This is a genomic window from Acinetobacter sp. Ac8 (assembly GCF_055392545.1).
Genome location: NZ_AP043689.1, coordinates 2,631,876 through 2,651,951 on the forward strand (window position 1 = coordinate 2,631,876; position 20,076 = coordinate 2,651,951).

Sequence of the window (20,076 nt, forward strand, 5' to 3'; positions counted from 1 at the left end):
ATTTATAACGACTTATCTCTATCCTTGGTTTCTGAGATTAAATTAAAATAATTATATATTTCAATAATTTAAATATATCATATTGTTTGTAGTCATGTAGTTTTTATTTAAAAAATATAAAAAGGACATATTGCTCTAAATTTTACTTTTATGGATTTATTGAGTTTTAGGTTGTTATTTAATCACACCAAGCCTGCTTACAACATGGTGTTAGCAATAGCATTACTAACTTAAGACTTTACTTTTTACATTTTTTTTACATGTTATTGCTATCGTGTGGTGACATGGATGTCGCCTATTGTGTAAGGAATACACTGCTATTTAATCTTCTTCTTGTATTTGATCCAATTATTGCTGAAACTCTCGTATCGACAATTCACCACGTTCACCTCGCCAAATCCATTTTAAATGACTATCTGCAAAACGCTCGCCTTCAAACCAAACAAATAGACCTTCCATCATCTCAGGCCAATCACTTTGATTGATATAGGTACGTTTTGAAATCACCGCAATAATCGCAGCAAGAATCGTATCGTGGCTCACAGCCAAACTAATACCGTTGTTTAGCGTAGGATGTGTTTCATAGATTAATTCAAGCACATCCACCACACCCGTAATCGGATGCTTCATACCAGGTAAGGCATTATTTACAAAACTATTGATAAAACCTAAAGCACCTTGTGCTCTAAAATAGGGAGCGGCCTGTTTAATATCCAGCACAAAGCTTCCCGGCTCAACCAATAAGCCCTTTTCTACAATTTCGATATGATGGGTATTCGGATAAGAAGAAATTCCGTCAGCGCCTTGAATCATCAAAGCCGCGGTATCGACACAACGCTGAATGGGGCTTGAAATACAATGTTGAATCACACGATCCGTATTTTCAATCAAATAACAGCCCCAAGCTTGGGCTAAATCACGACCTTGGGAAGTTAATTGCAGATCATAGCCTGCCAGTCCCTGCCCATTCACAACCTCACGAATTGAATGACGTGTGAATAAGGTTACAGGTGTTTTCGCATCGGGCAATAAATCTATTGCTTTTAGCATACTGTTCGGCAATAAATCTAAGGCCATATCAACTTAAAACTCATTTTTATACAAGCTTACTATAACATATGCAGCCAAGCGCTCAATCTAGGGTCTGTTAACATTTCATAAATGGCTTGCGTTGTAGGTTAAAATTGAGCAGGCAAGGCAGGAAACGAGGAGAATAGCGAGACTATTTTCGAGTTTCATAACAAAGGCTGAGATAATTTTAGCCACAACCCTGAGCAAGAACAAAGCACTGCTTTGTTTGCAGCGCAAGGCGCAGCGGGGGACTAGCGTGTTTTTTTGCCGTTACGTCGTTACGAACTACTTATTTAGAATGACTAAATTTCGTATTTCGTGCCTAGTATCGCCTAAAAAACACACGTAGTCGCAAACATAGACGAATTGTCAACAGACCCAATATCAAAGTGTTAAATTATCTATAAAATGCATATGTATATCAGATTAAAAGCTCACATTGCTTAATGCTTCTAAAGCAATTTCTTTATTTTCGACATTCCGAAATGCGATAAATCCATCATTTAACACGGTATCACGTTGATTATAGGTAAATGGTACCGCAGCTAAACTCAGTAATCCGCCACCAATACTTTCCAATAATCCTTGTCCTGCACTGGTATCCCACTCAGAGGTTGGATGAAATCTTGGATAAATATCAATTTCGCCTTCAAGCATCATACAAAACTTATAGGCACTGCCCGCCTCGCGTCTAATGACAGGCGATTCTTGTTCAATATAATCAATATATTGCTGATACTTTGGATTTTTACTGCTATGGCTTAGTCCAATTTGAATTGCATCTTCCTCTACAGCTTTAAACTTGCAATAACGTTCCCAAGTACGATGAATAAAGCAATATTTATAAGGCAATTCTGTTAAATATCCCAAATACATCACTTGCTCTGTCGGTACAACAATGATTGAAAATATGGTTTGGTGGTTGTGAATTAGACTTAAATTAATCGTAAATTCATCACGTTCATGAATAAATTCTTTAGTTCCATCTAAAGGATCCAGCATCCAGCAGATATTCCATGTATGTCGTTGAGAATAATCACTCTCTTCTGATAGCACTGGAATTTCAGGGGTGATTTTCGCCAGTTGTTCTATTAAATAGGCATTCACTTTTAAGTCAGCTTGGGTAACAGGTGACTGATCATCCTTTTTATCAATATTAAACGCATTTCCAGCACAATAATTTTGGTATTCCTCGAGCAAGATCTGACTTGCAGATGCCAAAACTGGAACTAATTTTAAAATTTGTTCATCTTGTGGTGCTTGAGTGGTAATAAACATTGATCCGACCTGTAGGATGTCTGATTTTTGTCCACAAGCCTACCATTTTTTTATGTTGAGTGCATGAAAACAATAGCTTTTAATTAATAAATATCCTGAGATTAGATATGCTTTTTGAACACTATATAGACTTCTAAATTTTCATTTGATTTAGATTAGTCCAAGTCTATTCAACCTATTTAAAATTTTATCCAATGAAATCCATTTTAATATGGATGAATTAACCAATAACATATTGTTTTCATTAATTGTATTTATATAATTCCTCACAACTTTAAAATTCAAACTTCAGATGCTTTGAATTTTAATCGTTGTTTTGTTCATGAATATTTTTTAAATCGGGTCTATGTTCATATATATTTTTTTGCAGTTCAAAAATATGACTGAGCGCTTTACCGATAAGCAAAATATTTTCCCTATTTTCCAATTCTGGTGCTTCTTGGATTTTTCCTGAAATATTATCTAATAGCATCGCTGCTTGATGTAATTCAGAATTTATCGTATCTAATACGTTCATTTAAGTCTCATTTATATCGTTTGGATCTAAGTGTTATAGCATTTAGATCTAGCGCTTTAAATTGTAATATATGTAGTTGGATCAAATTTTGAGAGCATAGCTAAGCGATTAGTGATAAGTAAAAGAAATCCGCAAATGGTGAGTTTTCCTGCTCATCATCTCACATTTATCTTATTAAAATTTACACGTTCATAGAGTCTTTGTTAAACTTTAAAAAACTTTGGAGTTCCTTGAATGCAAAAACCGATCATCTTTTTTGACATGGACGGTACACTCCTTGATTTAGCTTTTGATGATCTGATCTGGAACACAAAACTCCCTGAACGGCATGCAGAAACCCATCAATGTAGTTTAGAGCACAGTCAAAACATTCTAAATGCATTTTATCAACAACATAATCATACCCTCTGCTGGTATTCTTCAAAATACTGGTCTGAAAAAGTTGGGGTTGATGTCCTACAGTTACAATATGATTTTAAAGATAAAATCACCCCAAGAATGGGCTGTTTTGAATTATTAAAACAATTAAAAGCACAAGGTTATCGTTGTTGGTTACTGACCAATGCAGATTGTGCTGGCTTAAAACTTAAACTTGAAAATGTTGATCTCAGCCCTTATTTTGAAGTAATGATCAGTAGTGAAGAAATTGGCTATTCCAAAGAGTTTATTGAGTTTTGGCAAATCCTTCAGCAAAAGCATCCATTTGACCCACAAAATGCATGTTTTGTGGATGACACCATTCCTGTATTAAAAGGTGCTGAAAAGTTTGGTATAGCGCACTTAATCACGATTACCCAACCTTCCAGTGGTCGTGCTGCGCGTCATCACTTAGAATTGCAATACCCTGCAATTAATCATTTAACTGAGCTTTTACCATTACTGAAAAACGTAGCGTTAGCAAATTTACAGTCAACAGATTTAGAACATAAGGATGTCGATGTCAAAACAGCCTGAGAAACAACAACTTGAAACAATGCGTGTAGACAAATGGCTTTGGGCTGCACGTTTTTTTAAAACACGCTCTATTGCCAAAGATGCAATCGAGGGTGGTAAAGTTCATCATAATAATGAACGTGTTAAAGTCTCAAAAGAGATTCGCGTTGGAATGGAGCTCACCATACAACAAGGTTTTGATCGTAAAACGGTAGTGATTAAAGCACTCTCCGTTGTTCGTGGCGGCGCACCGATTGCCCAACAACTTTATGAAGAAACTGAGGTGAGTGTGGCACGTAGAGAGTTGATTTCATCCCAAAGAAAATTGCATAATCTAGCGCGCCCTGATCATCGACCAAGTAAAAAAGATCGACGACAAATTAGCAAATTTAAACAAGAAAATGATCAACAATTTGACCAATCTTGGTCCTATGATGATGACTGAATTCGTTTAGGTTGGGTACGACATCTTATGTCGTACTAATGTTTTTTAATATAGAACCATTTTTTATTTTCTGTCACTATTACTGCCGTGGACGAAAGATCAAATTTAATGACATCCACTTAAGATATTAGTGATATTACATCGTTTGAGGTTTACGAGATGGATGATAACAAAAGCAAGGCACTGAATGCGGCACTGAGCCAAATTGAGAAGCAATTTGGTAAAAACACAGTGATGCGCTTAGGTGATAACACTGTTCAAGCGGTTGAAGCGGTCTCTACAGGCTCTTTAACACTTGATATTGCATTGGGTATTGGGGGCTTACCAAAAGGTCGTATCGTTGAAATTTACGGTCCTGAATCTTCTGGTAAAACGACAATGACGCTACAAGCCATTGCGCAATGCCAAAAAGCAGGTGGAACATGTGCCTTTATTGATGCGGAACATGCTTTAGATCCACAATATGCACGTAAACTTGGGGTAGATATAGACAACCTTTTAGTTTCACAGCCAGATAATGGTGAGCAAGCACTTGAAATCGCAGATATGTTGGTTCGTTCAGGTGCAGTCGATATGATCGTTGTCGATTCGGTAGCAGCGTTAACCCCTAAAGCCGAAATTGAAGGCGAAATGGGTGACTCTCACATGGGTCTACAAGCACGTTTGATGAGCCAAGCTTTACGTAAAATCACAGGTAATGCCAAGCGTTCAAACTGTATGGTTATCTTCATTAACCAGATTCGTATGAAAATTGGGGTGATGTTTGGTAGCCCTGAAACCACAACTGGTGGTAACGCATTGAAGTTCTATGCTTCTGTACGCTTAGATATTCGTCGTATTGGACAAGTTAAAGAAGGCGATGAAATTGTAGGTTCTGAAACCAAAGTCAAAGTTGTGAAAAACAAAATGGCGCCTCCTTTCCGTGAAGCACTTTTCCAAATTATGTATGGTAAAGGTGTAAACCACTTAGGTGAATTGGTTGATCTTGCAGTTGGACAAGAACTTGTACAAAAAGCAGGTGCTTGGTACTCATATCAAGGCGACAAAATCGGTCAAGGTAAAAACAATGTCATTCGACATTTAGAGGAAAACCCTCAATTGGCTCAAGAACTTGATCGTATGATTCGTGAAAAGCTTTTGACTACTGCTAATGCCGCACCAGCAGAAGAGAAAGAAGAAGAGCCTGACTTTTTAGATGTTTAAATTCAAACTTTATTTTTAAGTATATCAAGCGCCTTTCGAGGTGCTTTTTTATGCTAAAAACCAAATTAAACAACAGTCATTTTGATTTAATATAAATTTCAGTTATAACTAAGCTAAAGCCGTATGAATCAGATTCTTTCATTATTATGTATAAAAAAATCAGAACAATCACTGAATTTTTATTTTTTCGAGCTCCACGAATTCAAAAAAATAAACTCAAACAACACTTTCAAAATAAAACCATTTTAATTACAGGGGCAAGTTTTGGGATTGGTGAAGCATGTGCAAGGCTGTTATCCAATACACAATGCACGCTTGTTCTGATTGCACGCAGTACAGATAAACTTGTACAACTCAAAAGTGAATTTGAATCTTATTCGTGCCATATTGAAATCATCTGTGTAGATTTATATCAATCCGATGCTGCAGAACATATTTTTCAAAGCCTAGCAGCACGTAATATTCAGATTGATGTATTGATCCATAATGCAGGAAAATCAATTCAGCGCTCTGTTTGGGATAGCTTGGATCGCCCACAGGATATCGATCGAACCATTGCGATTAACTATATCAACCCTGCCCAACTTACCCGTTTATTGTTAGCTGATTTAAAACACAAGCAAGGACAAATTATTGTGGTTTCAACCATCAATGCCAAACTGTTTGCCCCGCCATTTTGGTCAACCTATCAAGCTTCGAAAACCGCAATGCAACAGTGGATTCTTGCCATTCAACCAGAATTGGCGGTTCATGAAGTACACGCAGGCTTAGTCTACTTGCCCTTAGTCCGTACACGAATGATTTTACCCACCAAGCAATATCAACAAATGCCAGCGATGCAAGCAAAAGACGCTGCTCAAGCGATTCTTGCGTGCCTAATTTATCGTAAACGACAATGGCAACCATGGTGGCTAGGAATTGCACAGATTGGTTCAATATTGTTGATCACACCGATTTATTATTTCTATAAACATTTACTCAAGCGAAAGTTATAAGATGAAATGGATCTTTGGGTTAAGATGGTGCATAAGTTTATGCTATAGCACTATTCAACATGGTCTTCATTTATATAGTATTTTAGATGCACAGACGCGTATTCAAAAAAATAAAACAGCATTTATTATTGATGATCATCAAATTAACTTTTTAGAATTAAAATGCAGAACTGATCAACTTATTTGTGAATGGCAAAACTCCCATAATCCAAAGCAACTTCCGCAACAGATTGGTTTAATGATGCAACAAGACCTAGATAGCTTGGCGGCCTTGTTTGCACTGAGCCGTTTAGGTAAAGATATCATTATCGTTAACCCCAGCCTCGTACAGCATAAACTTCAAGCTTTAATTGAGCAGAGACAACTGCATCTTATTGGCAGTTTAGATGTATTTACTCCACTCAATATCCAAAATTTTACGCTTATTCCTGCACCAAGTACCCAGCAGAAATTTCGTATAAAACCGACTTATTTTAATAAAATAAGTGTCTGTTCTTCTGGTTCAACAGGAATTCCTAAAGTTGCGACAAGGCAATCTAAACCACTACAAAGTTTACCTTTGTTAGACCTCATGCTCAGAAAACTAAAATTTTTTAAAATTAAGCAAATTTTTGTGATGACACCACTCTGCCATGCGGCAGGTTTAACTGCGAGTTTGATGGCGCTGAGCTTTCATAAAACTGTGATTTTGCAAAAACGTTTTGATCCACAATCTGCCAAGCATCTGATTAAACACCATCAAATTGATTGTTTAAACTTAGTGCCCACTATTTTATACCGTTTAATTGAACTGAACGCTCCTCTGAGCTCAGTGCAATACATCATTACAGGTAGCGCGCCTTTAAGTGCGAATTTAGTCAAACATGCCCTACGGCACTATCCTCAGATACAACTGTTCAATCTCTATGGCAGCTCTGAAAGTGGAATTAACCTCTTGGCAACAACAGCTGATTTAAAACGAAATCCTGAAAGTATAGGAAAAGCTATTCAAGGTGTACAAATTAAAATTGCCGATTCTACAGGTCAGCCTTTAGAAAATGGCAATATCGGTATCTTATGGAGCAAATGTGCTTGGTCAATTACACCGAATCAATGGCTACAGTGCGGTGATTTAGCCGTACAAGATGCTAAAGGTTATTATTATTTAAAAGGTCGCTCTGATGATATGTTAATTTGCGGTGGTGTAAATGTTTACCCGATTGATTTGGAAAATATTTTATATACCCATAACGCAATCAAATTTGCACGCGCTTATGCTATAGATGATGCTGATCTTGGACAATGCTTGGCTGTAGACATTATTCTCAATCAGATACTCAATATTGAGGAATTACAATTATGGATTAGCGGCCAAACTCCTCGCTATCTTCGTCCTAAGTCAATTCGAATCATTGATCAAATAGAAACGGATAGTATCGGTAAGCCAGTTTAGGCGTTATTAAGCTTCGACATGAAGCGCTTTAAATAAAAATCTAAACCCTGATATCTGTTTATCTTCCCCTCTTATACTGGTTTAGATTCTTTGATATTTAGGCGGAGGAAAATTCATCCGTATAGCATTTGCACTGTTAAAAAAATGAATTAAAGCTAAACTAATGTTTATCTCTGAAATAAATAGATTGTTATCAATAGCTATGAGCCAAGCAAAATTTCCCAAATTGTTAGATTACCAAAAACTCAAACAGCAATTTGGTGAACAGGAAACAATAGAATATCAGCATTCTACATCTCAACCTGCAGAACCTGCATCTGGCATTGCAAATGATGAGCACGCCTTTAATGCGGAACAGGATCTTGCACCCAAACCACAGGGCTTAACCGGTACACGTTTGCGTTCTTATGCTTTTGCGGTGTTGACTCGAAAAGAATATTCCAAAGCTGATCTAATTGAAAAGCTGATGACCTATGCGCAGAGCCGAGAGGAGGTTTTAACTTTGGTTGATGAGTTGTCAGCGAATAACTACCAAAGTGACCAACGTGTGGCAGAAATGACTGTGCGTAGCCAAGTCCGTAGAGGTAAAGGCCCGAATCGAATCAAACTGGCTTTACGCGCCAAACAACTGGATAGAGCCTTAGTACAAGAGGATATTGCAGAAATTGATTGGTATGAACAAGCCTACCAATTGAAAGTTAAAAAATATGGTACAGAGGTCAGCAAAGATCCAAAAATTAAAGCCAAACAAATTCGCTTTTTACAATATCGTGGTTTTGAAATGGATGCGATTATGAAAGCAATTTCAAAAAAACCAAGTGATGATTGATGATCGTCAGTCGATACAATTCAAGATCAACTTTTCATTAGACGCTAGGTTGAGAATCTTAGGCTGAAAATCTATTGATAGAATTCCCTTCTCACTTTTGATTTCTTATAAATTCTAAGCAGATCCAATATCTTTTAGCACTGTACAAACTATCATTTCATTCATCCGTAAAACTATACGCGTATTTTCAATATAAGCTCAATAAGGATGATAGATCTTTAGTCACGACTAAAAAATGATGATTGAATTAAATCAGATGGTCTAAAGATTGAGAATATAAAAATTTTCAGGAATTAAATAGCAGAGATAGTTTTAAAATGTAGGATATAAATCGAATGGATATATTAAGTTATTATTATTGGTAGATTTAAAAATCTGGTGGCAGCCCTACTAGCAAAATCTCGGCACATCGTATTTCTGATACCGTTGCTACCTTCCGGTCCTGGCGGGGTTTTCAGAGTACAATTGCGAAACCACCAGCAGGGCTACCATTGCAAGAACAGAGTATAGAGATTTTTAATTTTCTTTCAAGCCTAACATTGTGATTTTCTCAAGTTATTCATTCGTTTGCTTATTTCATCATCAATATGGTTAATTTTTAACAGTAATTCTAACTTTTCTTTTCAATAGCCCATTAAAATTATCAAGCATTAGTCAATATTCTACTGAATTTTATCTCAGCGCTACTTCATAGATTGCAGGTGTTAAAATACAAAAAAGCTTCATATTGCATTAGAATTAGCTGAAGATTGTAAAAGCATCTTGCAATTCCGCCCCTAGCCGTTTTTAATGATAACAATTATTGATTTTCAAATAGCCCATATCAGTCTATTTGAAAAATTTTGACTTTGATGGATTTTAAATTATGCTAAAAAAGCATGCCCTGTTTTCTATTGCTTTACTCAGTTCAGCATCTTTATATGCAATCCCTATAGAATCTCGTGGATTAAGTGATACTGCATCATCTCGAAATGATGTAGCGAATTCACCAGCACCCATTGCTGGAAATATGAATTGGGATTTAATACAAAAGAATCAACAATTAGAAAATCAAATTCGTGAATTACGTGGCAAGATTGAAGAACAAGATCATGCCATTGATCAACTAAACAAAGAACTCACCAACCGCTATACCGATTTAGATCAGCGCCTTGAACTGCTCAATCAGAAACTTGAACCTGAAAGCAATCAACCAGAACAAGCACCTGCTGAAAATGCACCTGTCGATAGTTCAACCGCAACCGATCAAACAAGCACTGCAAGCAAAGCTACAACGAATAGCCCGGCACCAACAACGGCTCAAAATCCAGCAACACCGGCCAACAGTAGCAACAATACCAGTGATCCTGTTGCACTGGAAAAAGCAGCTTATACCATTGCTTTAGATGCCTATAAAAAAGGCGGTGCAAAACAAGCCATCGCCCCTATGCAAAACTTTATTAAAAACTACCCAAACAGTATTTATACTGGAAATGCTTATTTTTGGTTAGCTGAGTTTCAATTGGCAATTGATCCACCAAACTATAATGAAGCCAAGAAAAACTATGAAATCGTGGCAGCTAAATTTCCAAACTCGTCTAAAGCACCGCGTGCTTTATACCAACTTTATAGTATTGCCAAAGATGTTAACAAGAATACACAAACTGCAAATGTCTATAAAAGCAAACTGTTAAGCACCTACCCTAAATCAGAAGAAGCAGGTTTTTTCAAAAAAGGTTAATCCGCTTATTCACAATTTAGACCAAAAAAAAAAATGCCTCAATAGAGGCATTTTTTTTTGATATTTTTAACAATTAACGCACGATACCGCGCTTAGATTCTAATACTGAATCAATCAATAACTGGACTTCTTCAACTTCTGGAAGGATCTCTTGACGAATTTTTTCAATGGCTTGTTCAGTGGTTAAGTTCTCTTTATAGATCAATTTAAACGACTCTCTTAAGCCCTGAATCACATTCTTAGACCAGCCTTTACGACGCATCCCTTCAACGTTCATACCATAAGCATGCGCAGGGTTGCCTGAAACCATGACATAAGCAGGAACATCTTTAAGAATCAGTGATGCACCACCAATCATACTATAAGAATCAATCTTACAGAATTGATGGATACCTGAGTTCCCGCCCACAATGACGAAATCGCCAATGTGGACATGGCCAGCGATGCCGACATTATTTGCAAAAATATTGTTATTTCCAATCAAACAATCATGTGCAATATGCGTATTCACCATCAATAGGTTATTGCTTCCTATTTTGGTTAGGCCTCGATCTTGAACAGTGCCACGATGTAAGCTGCAATGTTCACGGATTTTGTTGTTGTCGCCAATTTCTAACCAAGTTTCTTCACCTTGGTATTTTAAATCTTGACAAATTTCACCTACACTTGCGAATTGGAAAATATCGTTATTTTCACCAATACGTGTATAGCCTCCAATCACAACATGTGAGTGAAGTTTGGTACCAGCACCAATCGTCACTTGTGGACCAATAATACAATATGGCCCTATTTGGACATCTGGTGCTATCACTGCAGAAGAGTCAATAATAGCGGTTGGGTGGATTAAGTCGTTACTGCTCATGCCTGCTCTAATTTCTGATGAGAAATGATAATTTCAGCGGTTGCTGCTACCACGCCGTCAACACTGGCAGTACATAAATACTTGTAAATGCCACGTTTTTGCATGAGTAATTCAGATTTTAGCACGAGTTGGTCACCTGGTACGACTTGTTTTTTAAATCGTATTTTTTCAGCACCAGCGAATAAGAACAAAGAACCTGGTCTTGGCTTTTCATTATTCATGATAAAACCAAGCACACCAGAAACTTGTGCCATCGCCTCAACGATCAAAACACCCGGCATAATTGGATAGCCAGGGAAATGACCCTGCATAAATTCTTCATTAATTGAAACGTTTTTGTATCCTACAATCCCATTCTCTGTAACTTCAGTTACACGATCGACAAGCAAAAATGGATAACGATGTGGCAAATACTCGCGAATCGTTTGGGTTTGCATTGGTAATTCAGGAACCGTAAAAGGTAGAGATTTAGACTCAGTCATAATTATTTACGCGACTTTAAAGTTGATTCAATGGACTCAATTTGAGCCTGCATATGATCTATTTGTTTCACCAGTTTGGTCAATGGCACATCTGCTAATTGTCTTAAGCGCACAACCGTTCTTTTCCAATGATTTGTTTCAAACTGTCCAGTACCTGAAGAATAAGAACCTGCTTCAGAAATACTTTTTGTGACTATTGACATTCCAGTAATTGTGACATTATCTGTGATTTTTATATGCCCTACGATGCCAACAGCACCTGCAAGAACACAGTTTTTGCCAATAATCGTACTACCCGCGATACCACACTTGGCTGCAATGGCAGTATTCTCGCCAATTTGCACGTTATGGGCGATTTGCACAAGGTTATCAATAATGACACCGTCATGAATGATTGTATCGTCCAAAGCACCACGATCAATACTACAATTTGAACCTATACGTACATCATTTCCGATACGTACAGAACCCAATTGAGCAATACGATTCCACTTTCCTTGATAAGGTGCAAAACCGAAGCCCTCTCCACCAATTGCAGTATTGGAATGAATCCGAACACGATCTGCAATTTTTGTTTGGCCTGTAATGGTCACATGAGAATCGACAAAACCGTCTTTGCCAATTTCAACACCATCATCAATTTTGCTGTGTGATTGGATAACTGTATTTGCACCCACCACACAATCATCACCAATCACAACATAATGACCAATATAAGCATCATCTGCAATAATTGCTGAAGGAGAGATTTGCGCAGTACTTTCGATACCCCGTTTAGTTACTTTAACTTCAAATTGATGGGTTAAAATCGCAAAAGCAAGATAGGGATTGGCAACAACAATAAAATTCTGGCAATTTGTAAGCTGTTCTTTTAACTCTGCCGTGACGATCAAAGCGCCAGCTTTAGAGTTTTGAGCTTCATTCAAATATTTGTCGTTATTTACAAAAGAAATATGATTGGATTGCGCGTGTTCTAAACTTGCAAGCCCATCTAAAACAAAATTGGCTTGACCAATTAGCTCACCTTGTACAAGCTGAGCTAATTCATCGAGATGAAAACGATTTGATTTCATTGATTATTTAATTGCATTAACCTTTTGGATTATTTTAGCAGTTAAATCACTCTTTGCGTCATAAGCAAGTGCTGAATTTTTATTCAAAACAAAGTCTAATCCAGCTTCTTGGCGCAATTGTTCAGCAGCTTGCTTTACACGAGCCTCAAAAGTTGCATTGGTGTTTTGAATTGTGCTCTGTACTTTCGCCTGAACACCTTGCTGAATTGTCTGGAATTCATTCACTTTTGCTTGGTATTGCGCATTAATTTGCTGAACATTTGCACCTTGAGCCTGTGCTTTTTGTTTCAACGCTTCAATATCTTTGGTGATTTGTTCAAGCTTTGTGGTTTGCGGTTTAACTGATTGTTCTAAACTTGCATTCTGTTGCTTTAAGTAGGTGCTACTTTCTACAACTTTTTCTAGATCAACTACACCAAAACCTGCCGCTTGAACCAATCCAGCAAAACCCAAGCCTAAGCCCATAATGGCCATTTTCATTGTTTTCATCATTGTTCCTTATATTAAGTTAAATCTCGTAAAAAGATCGTACTTAGAAAGTACGACCAATCTCGAATTGAATATTTTTAGTTTCATCGCCCGGTTTGTCATTCAATGGGAATGCATAGCTCAACGAAAGTGGGCCAATCATGGTAATCCAAGTAAAGCCTACACCAACACTATAACGCATGTTACCAAAGTCAAAATCATTATTGTCTTTACAGTACTGTTTTGCATTAATTGGTGTTTTTGAACCATCTAGATAAAGATCACCAGTCGCTGTGCTACAGTCTGTATCAAAGACTTGTGCGCCCTCAGCAAAGATCACCGGACGGATCTGACGCGCCCAATCCCCCTTAAATGGAACAGGTAGAGCCAATTCTGTACCGAATTGTACTAAAGCATTACCACCAACTTCTTCAGGGTCATAGTCTTTGGTTTTTCTTTCGTTATAGGTCACACCAGGGTATTTTGGACCCAATGTACTGTTGTCATAACCACGGACTGAACCAAAACCACCCGCATAGAAGTTTTTATAGAATGGTAAATCATTACCATAACCTAACTTACCATAGCCACGTAATACGAAATCACGACCTAATGGGAAATAAGTCTGTGCATCGTAAGTAACTTTTTGATATTCAACATCACTACCTGGCAATGCAATTTCAGCATTGACACGATGTGAGGTACCGTTAGTAGGGAAAATTGGACGGTTCAATGTATTATATGACCAACCCAAATTTAAATTATATGTTAAGAACTTACCTTCAAACTCAGAATCAAATGGTGTTAAATCTTTAACCTTTCCTGCTGAATCAACACATGAAAGATCATCTGGTTTTGTAGAATCTAGTGCTTTCCACTCACCATCACAATATGTACTTGTAGCAATAGTTTTACCACCATGGGCTTTTAAGTAATCACGTACATAGGTTGAAACATAAGCACCAGTAGTTACTTTAGTTTGGTCAACGTTTAAACCTGCACTAATGTTTTGGTTTTCATCGATTGGATAACCAAATGTAACACCACCACCGATACTGTCCGTTACATAGTTGTTAACGTTATAATCATTATTTAACTTGGTTTTACGGTAGTACATGTTATAACCACGACTTACACCATCAATGGTAAAGTATGGGTCAGTCACACTTAAGTTATAATAATCTTGGGTTTCTGAACGAGATAAATCGATAGAAACACGATTACCGGTACCCATAAAGTTGGTTTGGCTTAAACCTGCTTGGAATGTGATACCACCATTCTGAGAATAACCTACAGCCAATGTACTGGTACCAGAATGTTGTTCTTCAACATCAATATTCAAGTCCATTTGATCTGGCAAGTTCGGTACACGAACAGGTTTAACATCAACTTTACTAAAGAAACCAGTACGTTCTAAACGAACTTTAGACAAGTCGATTTTTTCGTTACTTGCTAAAGCACCTTCCATTTGACGCATTTCACGACGTAATACTTCATCCGCAGTTTTGGTATTACCGGTAAAGTTAATACGACGCACGGTTACTTGTTGACCAGGATTAATATAGTAATTTAAGTCAACAATATGAGTTTCATTATTGATTTCAGGGACGACATTTACTTCTGCATAGTAGTAACCCGCATTACCATATTTACGAAGTAATAACTGTTTTACAGCATTGACTTTTTCTTGAGAATACGTTGTGCCATCTTTATAGATTTGTAGCGCCTTTAAATCTTCAGTTTTATAAAGTGCATCACCTAAAAATTTAGTTTCGCCAAATTTAAACTGCTCGCCTTCATTGACTGAAACTTCAATAAAGATATGTTTTTTATCTTCACTAAGATTTAAATTTGAACTGTTAATATCAAAATTGATATAACCTTTATTGAGATATAACGCACGCAACGACTCTAGACTTGCAGACATTTTTTCACGTGCATAACGGTCATTTCGAGAAATAACCGATAACCAGCCACTCTCTTTTACCGCAAACGCCTGTTTAATGTCGTCTTCTTTAAATACGGTATTACCAATAATATTGATATCAAAAACTTTTGCAGGCTTACCTTCATTAAAATTGATATTCAATTCAACGCGGTTATTAGGTTGAGCAACTTGTTCAACTTTAATATCTGCATCATAACGACCTTGTTGAGCATATTGTTGTTCTAACTCAGTTTCTAAGGTTTGTAAGGCAGATTTTTTAAGCACTTCGCCTTCGGCCAAGCCCATTTTCTTTAAACCATCCGTCAAAGCTTCTTTCGGAATTAGTTTATTGCCTTTGAAATTAATTTTTGAAATTACTGGACGTTCAATCACTTTAAACACCAAGACACCGTCTTGGTTAGATGCTTGGATATCATCAAAAAGATTTGAAGCGTACAAAGCACGAATTGAATCCGCAATTGCAGGATCATTGACACGGTCACCACTATTTATTGGTAAAAGTGCAAGAACATTTTGTTGCGTTAAACGAACCAAGCCATCCACACGGATATCTCGTGCAATGAACTCATCTGCCGCTTGTACTTGCTGTACAGCTGCCATCGCACTAACGAGCGCTAATGGCATAAATAAATGTGAGTGCTGCATGCCTATTATTTTCCAGTAAGTTAATCCACAATTGCGTTATAAACGCATAAAATCATTAAATATTGCAAGAAGCATCATGCTACCAAGCAGTACCATACCAATTTTTAACCCAACCAATTGTATTTGTTCAGAAACAGGCTTACCACGAATTGCTTCAACAATGTAATAAACCAAATGACCGCCATCTAACATCGGGATAGGCAATAAATTTAAAATCCCCAAACTCACACTCATCAAAGCCATAAATGAAATGAATGTTTGCCACCCCATTTCAGCACTTTGACCGGCGACTTTTGCAATGGTAATTGGACCTGATAAATTATCTAAGCCAATTAAACCACGTACCATCTTCACCATCGAATTCAAAATCATTGCTGAAAGTTGCCCGGTCTTTTCAACAGCAACAACAAAAGCTTCAGCAGGATTATATTGAATTGTTTGTTTATATTCAGTAGGAATTGTCAGTTTATCAGTCTGTGCTTGCACACCCAACATACCTGTTACATTTCCCATATTATCGCGTTTACCTTGCGGCATTACTTGTAAATGTACAATTTGCCCTTGGCGCAACACATCAACTTTAAGTAACTTTTCAGGTGATTTTTGTACCACATCTACCACATCAAACCAATCTTTCATTTTCACCTGATTGATTGAAATGATTTGGTCACCTTCTTTCATCCCTTGACGAATCGCAGCGCCATCACTACTTAACTTATAAACAGTTGCAGGAATCTGTGGACGATATGGGGTAAAACCTAGTACATCAAATGGTGACTGACTTTGGTCTTTTAAGAAATTCTTGATTGGTAAAGCAAAACTCTGCGGCTGACCATTACGCTCAACCTGAACATCGATATGACCTGTTTCACCAACACGATCAACGATGGCATAGTTGAGTTTTTCCCAAGTGCTAACATCTGTTCCATCTACAGCAACAATTTTATCGCCAATCTGCATTTGAGCTGTTGCAGCAGGTGTATTGGGTAGAATTGCACCAACACGAGTATTTAATTGCTCTTGTGCAGGCAGAAATAGAATCCAAAATAGGACGATTGCAAAAATCAAATTGATCAATGGACCAGCAGCAACAATCGCAATACGCTTCCATGGTGGCTGACGGTTAAATGCTAACGGCAAATCTTCCGCACTAACATTCCCCTCACGCTCATCCAACATTTTGACATAACCACCCAGTGGTAATGCAGAAAGTTGATATTGGATGCCTGATTTTTTCGATGTCCACTTCAACAAAGTTGGACCAAAACCAATCGAATAAACCAGTACTTTTACACCGAGTTTACGTGCAACCCAATAATGCCCAAATTCATGAATCGCAATCAGCGGACCAAGTAGGAATATGGCAGCAACAATGATAAATAGAACACTCATGATCAGCTTCCCAATTGTGTAATGCGTTGTGAAGCAACTTGGCGCGCAAGTTGATCTGTCTGCAAAATCGTGTCAATCGAATCTGCCAAACCATTTTGAACGTGATTTAAGGTATGTTCAACCACTTGTGAAATTTGTAAAAATGCAATTTTTTGCTGTAAAAAAGCACTTACAGCAATTTCATTGGCAGCATTGAGAATAGACGGTGCCAATCCGCCCGCCTGCATAGCATGTCGAGCCAGTTTAAGCGATGGAAAACGCGTAATATCTGGTGCTTGAAAGTCGAGTTGTGAATGGACAAATAAATCTAGAGGCGGGACATGTGTTTGAATCCGCTCAGGCCATGCAAGTGCATGCGCAATCGGCGTACACATATCAGGATTACCCATTTGAGCCAAAGTTGAACCATCCACATATTGAACCATTGAATGAATGATACTTTGTGGATGAACAACAACTGTAACAAATTGTTCTTTAATTGAAAATAAATGACATGCTTCGATCAATTCTAAACCTTTATTCATCAGGGTTGCAGAATCTACCGAAATTTTTTGTCCCATCGACCAATTTGGATGTTTACAGGCTTGTGCTGGTGTTACGGTTTTTAATTGTTCTAAGCTAAAGTTTAAAAATGGGCCACCTGAAGCAGTCAACAAAACTTGCTTGACCCCCAATTGAGGCTCACCATTGGGTTGAATCTGTAAATAATTTTGCGGAAGACATTGGAAAATAGCATTATGTTCAGAGTCAACAGGCAGTAACAAAGCATGATGATCTTTAGCTGCTTGAAGCATAATATCGCCAGACATCACCAAGGCTTCTTTGTTGGCAAGTAAAACGCGCTTACCTGCTTTCACTGCAGCTAAAGTCGGCAACAATCCTGCTGCACCAACAATTGCTGCCATCACCACATCTACATCAGGATGTTCCGATACGGTGATAAGCCCTGCTTCATCTGTAAGGATTTCGATATCAAAAATATGATGTATAGCAAGTAGCTGTTGTAACTCATCTACTTTATCCGATGGTACAACAACACATTTCGGTCGATATTGTTTGCATATTTCACTGAGTTCTTTGATTCGACTAAATCCAGTCACTGCAAAAACTGAATACTGGTCCGAATGCTGTTGTAAAATTTTTAAAGTACTGCGCCCAATAGAACCTGTAACACCTAATATACAAACAGATTGTGACATCTATAAATCTACACCAATAAGTTTTAAAACATACATGCCAGCCGCAAAAAATGGAGCCGCAGCAAGCAATGAATCTATACGATCAAGCACCCCACCATGTCCTGGAAGGATACGACCTGAGTCTTTAATTCCTGCACGACGTTTGATCATAGATTCAAACAAGTCGCCAAGCACAGAGCTAAACACAGTCACAATAGACAAAACTAGGAAAAGAATATGTTGTGGAAGCGTTAAATGTAGGTAAATCGATTGAACCACGATGATCACAATCGCAACAGTGACAATCCCACCAATTAAGCCTTCGATTGATTTGTTTGGACTCACATCTGGCGCAAGTTTACGCTTACCAAATTTACGCCCAACAAAATATGCACCACTGTCCGCGCCCCAAACCAACAGGAACAGGTACATCAACCACCAAGGAGAGCTTTTCCAAACTTCAAAAATAGCGGTAACTGCGGCACTGATTAAAACCAAGCCAACAATATTTAAAGTGATATTGTACCAGCCATCATATTCAGGATAATGTTTTACCCAATACAGACTACACAACCAAGTGAGAATAGAGGCACTCCAAAGAATAAGCGCCAAATCATTAAAATATAATGCTAACCCTGAAAAAAAAGCGGTCAATACACCGAATCCAGCAGCTTTAATTTTCTTCACATGGTCAGATTCATGTGGCATGAGTTTAAACCACTCATAACCTGCTGCCCCAGCTGCGATAATCATTAACACTAACATTGGATATTGAGATTTTGTTGCAAACATACAACTCACTACAACTGCCACCAATACCAATGCGGTTATAATCCGCTCTAACATTATAAATTCTCTATATGTTCTTGTTGAATTTGTTCAGAGGTTTTTCCGAAACGTCTTTCACGCCCTGAAAAAATATTGAACGCATGATCCAACTCTTGCACTGTAAATTCTGGCCATAATGTCTCAGTAAAATATAACTCAGCGTATGCAGCCTGCCACAGTAAGAAATTAGACAGTCGGTAATCACCGCCTGTACGAATCAATAAATCCACGGGTGGCAAATCCCCCAAACTTATTTGTTGTGCAAATAACTCAGTATTGATTTGATTCACATCAATTTGTTGATCTTTAACCTGTTGCGCAAGTTTACGTGCAGTATCTGCGATATCCCACATACCACCATAACTAATCGCAATTGTTAAAGTCATGTTACTGAACTTAGCAGTCCTTTGTTCAGCATGCAACATTAATTCACGTAGCTCTGGAGAAAGCCGACTACGATCACCAATAAATCTCAACGAAATTTCGAATTTTTCCATCCGTGGAATTTGTTCATGAATTGTGTCTTCTAACAATTTCATTAACAAATCAACTTCATACTGCGGTCGGTTCCAGTTTTCACTTGAGAAAGCAAACACAGTAAGCGCCTGAACGCCAACTTTACGGCAATGCTCTACAATCGGATCAAGGACATTTTTACCTTCACGGTGTCCATCACCTTTTTGCAGTTGTTTCTTTTTTGCAAAACGATTGTTGCCATCCATGATGATGGCAACATGTTTTGGAAGATGGTTGTCTTCAGATGTGGTCATTTAAATC

19 protein-coding genes and 1 other RNA gene are annotated in these 20,076 nt (G+C 37.7%); 7 read left to right on the forward strand and 13 right to left on the reverse strand.

Annotation, left to right across the window (positions count from 1 at the left end):
- Positions 1-348: 348 nt before the first annotated feature.
- The 3 genes from ACZ5QH_RS12465 to ACZ5QH_RS12475 all read right to left on the reverse strand — a co-directional run bounded on the left by ACZ5QH_RS12465 (position 349) and on the right by ACZ5QH_RS12475 (position 2,866).
- Positions 349-1,077, reverse strand: coding sequence for a histidine phosphatase family protein (locus ACZ5QH_RS12465; protein ID WP_303576844.1), 729 nt, complete (start codon positions 1,075-1,077; stop codon positions 349-351).
- A gap of 420 nt (positions 1,078-1,497) precedes the next feature.
- Positions 1,498-2,349 (reverse strand): 3'(2'),5'-bisphosphate nucleotidase CysQ family protein, encoded by an 852-nt coding sequence (locus tag ACZ5QH_RS12470; RefSeq protein ID WP_303576843.1) that lies wholly within the window; start codon positions 2,347-2,349, stop codon positions 1,498-1,500.
- A gap of 304 nt (positions 2,350-2,653) precedes the next feature.
- Positions 2,654-2,866 carry a hypothetical protein gene (locus tag ACZ5QH_RS12475; protein ID WP_004821998.1) on the reverse strand — a complete coding sequence of 71 codons (213 nt, stop codon included), beginning with the start codon at positions 2,864-2,866 and terminating at the stop codon, positions 2,654-2,656.
- A 234-nt stretch (positions 2,867-3,100) separates the two neighbouring features.
- Here ACZ5QH_RS12475 and ACZ5QH_RS12480 point away from each other — a divergent pair, with 234 nt between their 5' ends.
- The 6 genes from ACZ5QH_RS12480 (at position 3,101) to ACZ5QH_RS12505 (ending at position 8,703) form a co-directional block, all read left to right on the forward strand.
- Positions 3,101-3,820, forward strand: coding sequence for an HAD-IA family hydrolase (locus ACZ5QH_RS12480; RefSeq protein ID WP_303576842.1), 720 nt, complete (start codon positions 3,101-3,103; stop codon positions 3,818-3,820).
- Positions 3,804-4,244 (forward strand): RNA-binding S4 domain-containing protein, encoded by a 441-nt coding sequence (locus ACZ5QH_RS12485; RefSeq protein WP_004719756.1) that lies wholly within the window; start codon positions 3,804-3,806, stop codon positions 4,242-4,244. The genes ACZ5QH_RS12480 and ACZ5QH_RS12485 overlap by 17 nt, the downstream gene beginning before the upstream one ends.
- A 159-nt stretch (positions 4,245-4,403) precedes the next feature.
- Positions 4,404-5,447, forward strand: coding sequence for a recombinase RecA (gene recA, locus ACZ5QH_RS12490; RefSeq protein ID WP_004719755.1), 1,044 nt, complete (start codon positions 4,404-4,406; stop codon positions 5,445-5,447).
- A 146-nt stretch (positions 5,448-5,593) separates the two neighbouring features.
- A complete protein-coding gene (locus ACZ5QH_RS12495) occupies positions 5,594-6,442 on the forward strand; it encodes an SDR family NAD(P)-dependent oxidoreductase (protein WP_171497867.1) in 849 nt (282 codons plus the stop codon).
- 1 nt (position 6,443) lies between these two features.
- Positions 6,444-7,874: a class I adenylate-forming enzyme family protein gene (locus ACZ5QH_RS12500; protein WP_151802369.1), complete on the forward strand. Its 1,431-nt coding sequence runs from the start codon at positions 6,444-6,446 to the stop codon at positions 7,872-7,874.
- A gap of 202 nt (positions 7,875-8,076) precedes the next feature.
- The gene (locus ACZ5QH_RS12505) at positions 8,077-8,703 is read left to right on the forward strand and encodes a regulatory protein RecX (RefSeq protein ID WP_239045483.1); all 627 of its coding nucleotides are present in this window, start codon (positions 8,077-8,079) and stop codon (positions 8,701-8,703) included.
- Positions 8,704-9,088: 385 nt separating this feature from the next.
- Here ACZ5QH_RS12505 and ffs read toward each other — a convergent pair.
- Positions 9,089-9,185, reverse strand: an RNA gene (gene ffs, locus ACZ5QH_RS12510) — signal recognition particle sRNA small type.
- 380 nt (positions 9,186-9,565) lie between these two features.
- On the opposite strand from ffs, the gene ACZ5QH_RS12515 reads away from it, so the two are divergent.
- Positions 9,566-10,423 carry a YbgF trimerization domain-containing protein gene (locus ACZ5QH_RS12515; RefSeq protein ID WP_227504240.1) on the forward strand — a complete coding sequence of 286 codons (858 nt, stop codon included), beginning with the start codon at positions 9,566-9,568 and terminating at the stop codon, positions 10,421-10,423.
- A 73-nt stretch (positions 10,424-10,496) separates the two neighbouring features.
- Here the strand turns inward: ACZ5QH_RS12515 and lpxA are convergent, their stop codons facing one another.
- From lpxA to uppS, 9 genes are read right to left on the reverse strand one after another with little or no spacing between them, the layout of a single operon-like run.
- On the reverse strand, positions 10,497-11,285 hold the full coding sequence (gene lpxA, locus ACZ5QH_RS12520) for an acyl-ACP--UDP-N-acetylglucosamine O-acyltransferase (protein ID WP_004822130.1): 789 nt from the start codon (positions 11,283-11,285) through the stop codon (positions 10,497-10,499).
- Complete coding sequence (gene fabZ, locus ACZ5QH_RS12525) at positions 11,282-11,767, reverse strand: 3-hydroxyacyl-ACP dehydratase FabZ (protein ID WP_004719745.1); 486 nt, start codon at positions 11,765-11,767, stop codon at positions 11,282-11,284. Before fabZ ends, lpxA begins: the two co-directional genes overlap by 4 nt.
- A gap of 2 nt (positions 11,768-11,769) precedes the next feature.
- Entirely contained in the window at positions 11,770-12,840 is a 1,071-nt protein-coding gene (gene lpxD, locus ACZ5QH_RS12530) for a UDP-3-O-(3-hydroxymyristoyl)glucosamine N-acyltransferase (RefSeq protein ID WP_004822133.1), read from the reverse strand.
- 3 nt (positions 12,841-12,843) lie between these two features.
- Positions 12,844-13,329, reverse strand: a complete 486-nt coding sequence (locus ACZ5QH_RS12535; protein WP_004822135.1) for an OmpH/Skp family outer membrane protein — start codon at positions 13,327-13,329, stop codon at positions 12,844-12,846.
- A 43-nt stretch (positions 13,330-13,372) separates the two neighbouring features.
- Positions 13,373-15,901: an outer membrane protein assembly factor BamA gene (bamA, locus tag ACZ5QH_RS12540; RefSeq protein WP_303576841.1), complete on the reverse strand. Its 2,529-nt coding sequence runs from the start codon at positions 15,899-15,901 to the stop codon at positions 13,373-13,375.
- Positions 15,902-15,937: 36 nt separating this feature from the next.
- Entirely contained in the window at positions 15,938-17,293 is a 1,356-nt protein-coding gene (rseP, locus tag ACZ5QH_RS12545; RefSeq protein ID WP_034613921.1) for an RIP metalloprotease RseP, read from the reverse strand.
- Positions 17,294-17,295: 2 nt separating this feature from the next.
- Complete coding sequence (gene ispC / locus ACZ5QH_RS12550) at positions 17,296-18,492, reverse strand: 1-deoxy-D-xylulose-5-phosphate reductoisomerase (protein WP_034613919.1); 1,197 nt, start codon at positions 18,490-18,492, stop codon at positions 17,296-17,298.
- Positions 18,493-19,317: a phosphatidate cytidylyltransferase gene (locus ACZ5QH_RS12555; RefSeq protein ID WP_303576840.1), complete on the reverse strand. Its 825-nt coding sequence runs from the start codon at positions 19,315-19,317 to the stop codon at positions 18,493-18,495.
- Positions 19,317-20,069 carry a polyprenyl diphosphate synthase gene (uppS, locus tag ACZ5QH_RS12560; RefSeq protein WP_004719730.1) on the reverse strand — a complete coding sequence of 251 codons (753 nt, stop codon included), beginning with the start codon at positions 20,067-20,069 and terminating at the stop codon, positions 19,317-19,319. Before uppS ends, ACZ5QH_RS12555 begins: the two co-directional genes overlap by 1 nt.
- Positions 20,070-20,076: the final 7 nt, after the last annotated feature.

Bases quoted from the DNA above. Each gene is read 5' to 3' on its own strand.
- rseP (WP_034613921.1), bottom strand. From the start codon at position 17,293: ATGAGTGTTCTATTTATCATTGTTGCTGCCATATTCCTACTTGGTCCG.
- ACZ5QH_RS12535 (WP_004822135.1), bottom strand. From the start codon at position 13,329: ATGAAAACAATGAAAATGGCCATTATGGGCTTAGGCTTGGGTTTTGCT.
- ACZ5QH_RS12495 (WP_171497867.1), top strand. From the start codon at position 5,594: ATGTATAAAAAAATCAGAACAATCACTGAATTTTTATTTTTTCGAGCT.
- ACZ5QH_RS12465 (WP_303576844.1), bottom strand. From the start codon at position 1,077: ATGGCCTTAGATTTATTGCCGAACAGTATGCTAAAAGCAATAGATTTA.
- ACZ5QH_RS12475 (WP_004821998.1), bottom strand. From the start codon at position 2,866: ATGAACGTATTAGATACGATAAATTCTGAATTACATCAAGCAGCGATG.
- ACZ5QH_RS12470 (WP_303576843.1), bottom strand. From the start codon at position 2,349: ATGTTTATTACCACTCAAGCACCACAAGATGAACAAATTTTAAAATTA.
- ispC (WP_034613919.1), bottom strand. From the start codon at position 18,492: ATGTCACAATCTGTTTGTATATTAGGTGTTACAGGTTCTATTGGGCGC.
- lpxA (WP_004822130.1), bottom strand. From the start codon at position 11,285: ATGAGCAGTAACGACTTAATCCACCCAACCGCTATTATTGACTCTTCT.
- recA (WP_004719755.1), top strand. From the start codon at position 4,404: ATGGATGATAACAAAAGCAAGGCACTGAATGCGGCACTGAGCCAAATT.
- ACZ5QH_RS12500 (WP_151802369.1), top strand. From the start codon at position 6,444: ATGAAATGGATCTTTGGGTTAAGATGGTGCATAAGTTTATGCTATAGC.
- ACZ5QH_RS12480 (WP_303576842.1), top strand. From the start codon at position 3,101: ATGCAAAAACCGATCATCTTTTTTGACATGGACGGTACACTCCTTGAT.
- uppS (WP_004719730.1), bottom strand. From the start codon at position 20,069: ATGACCACATCTGAAGACAACCATCTTCCAAAACATGTTGCCATCATC.
- lpxD (WP_004822133.1), bottom strand. From the start codon at position 12,840: ATGAAATCAAATCGTTTTCATCTCGATGAATTAGCTCAGCTTGTACAA.
- fabZ (WP_004719745.1), bottom strand. From the start codon at position 11,767: ATGACTGAGTCTAAATCTCTACCTTTTACGGTTCCTGAATTACCAATG.
- bamA (WP_303576841.1), bottom strand. From the start codon at position 15,901: ATGCAGCACTCACATTTATTTATGCCATTAGCGCTCGTTAGTGCGATG.
- ACZ5QH_RS12555 (WP_303576840.1), bottom strand. From the start codon at position 19,317: ATGTTAGAGCGGATTATAACCGCATTGGTATTGGTGGCAGTTGTAGTG.
- ACZ5QH_RS12485 (WP_004719756.1), top strand. From the start codon at position 3,804: ATGTCAAAACAGCCTGAGAAACAACAACTTGAAACAATGCGTGTAGAC.
- ACZ5QH_RS12505 (WP_239045483.1), top strand. From the start codon at position 8,077: ATGAGCCAAGCAAAATTTCCCAAATTGTTAGATTACCAAAAACTCAAA.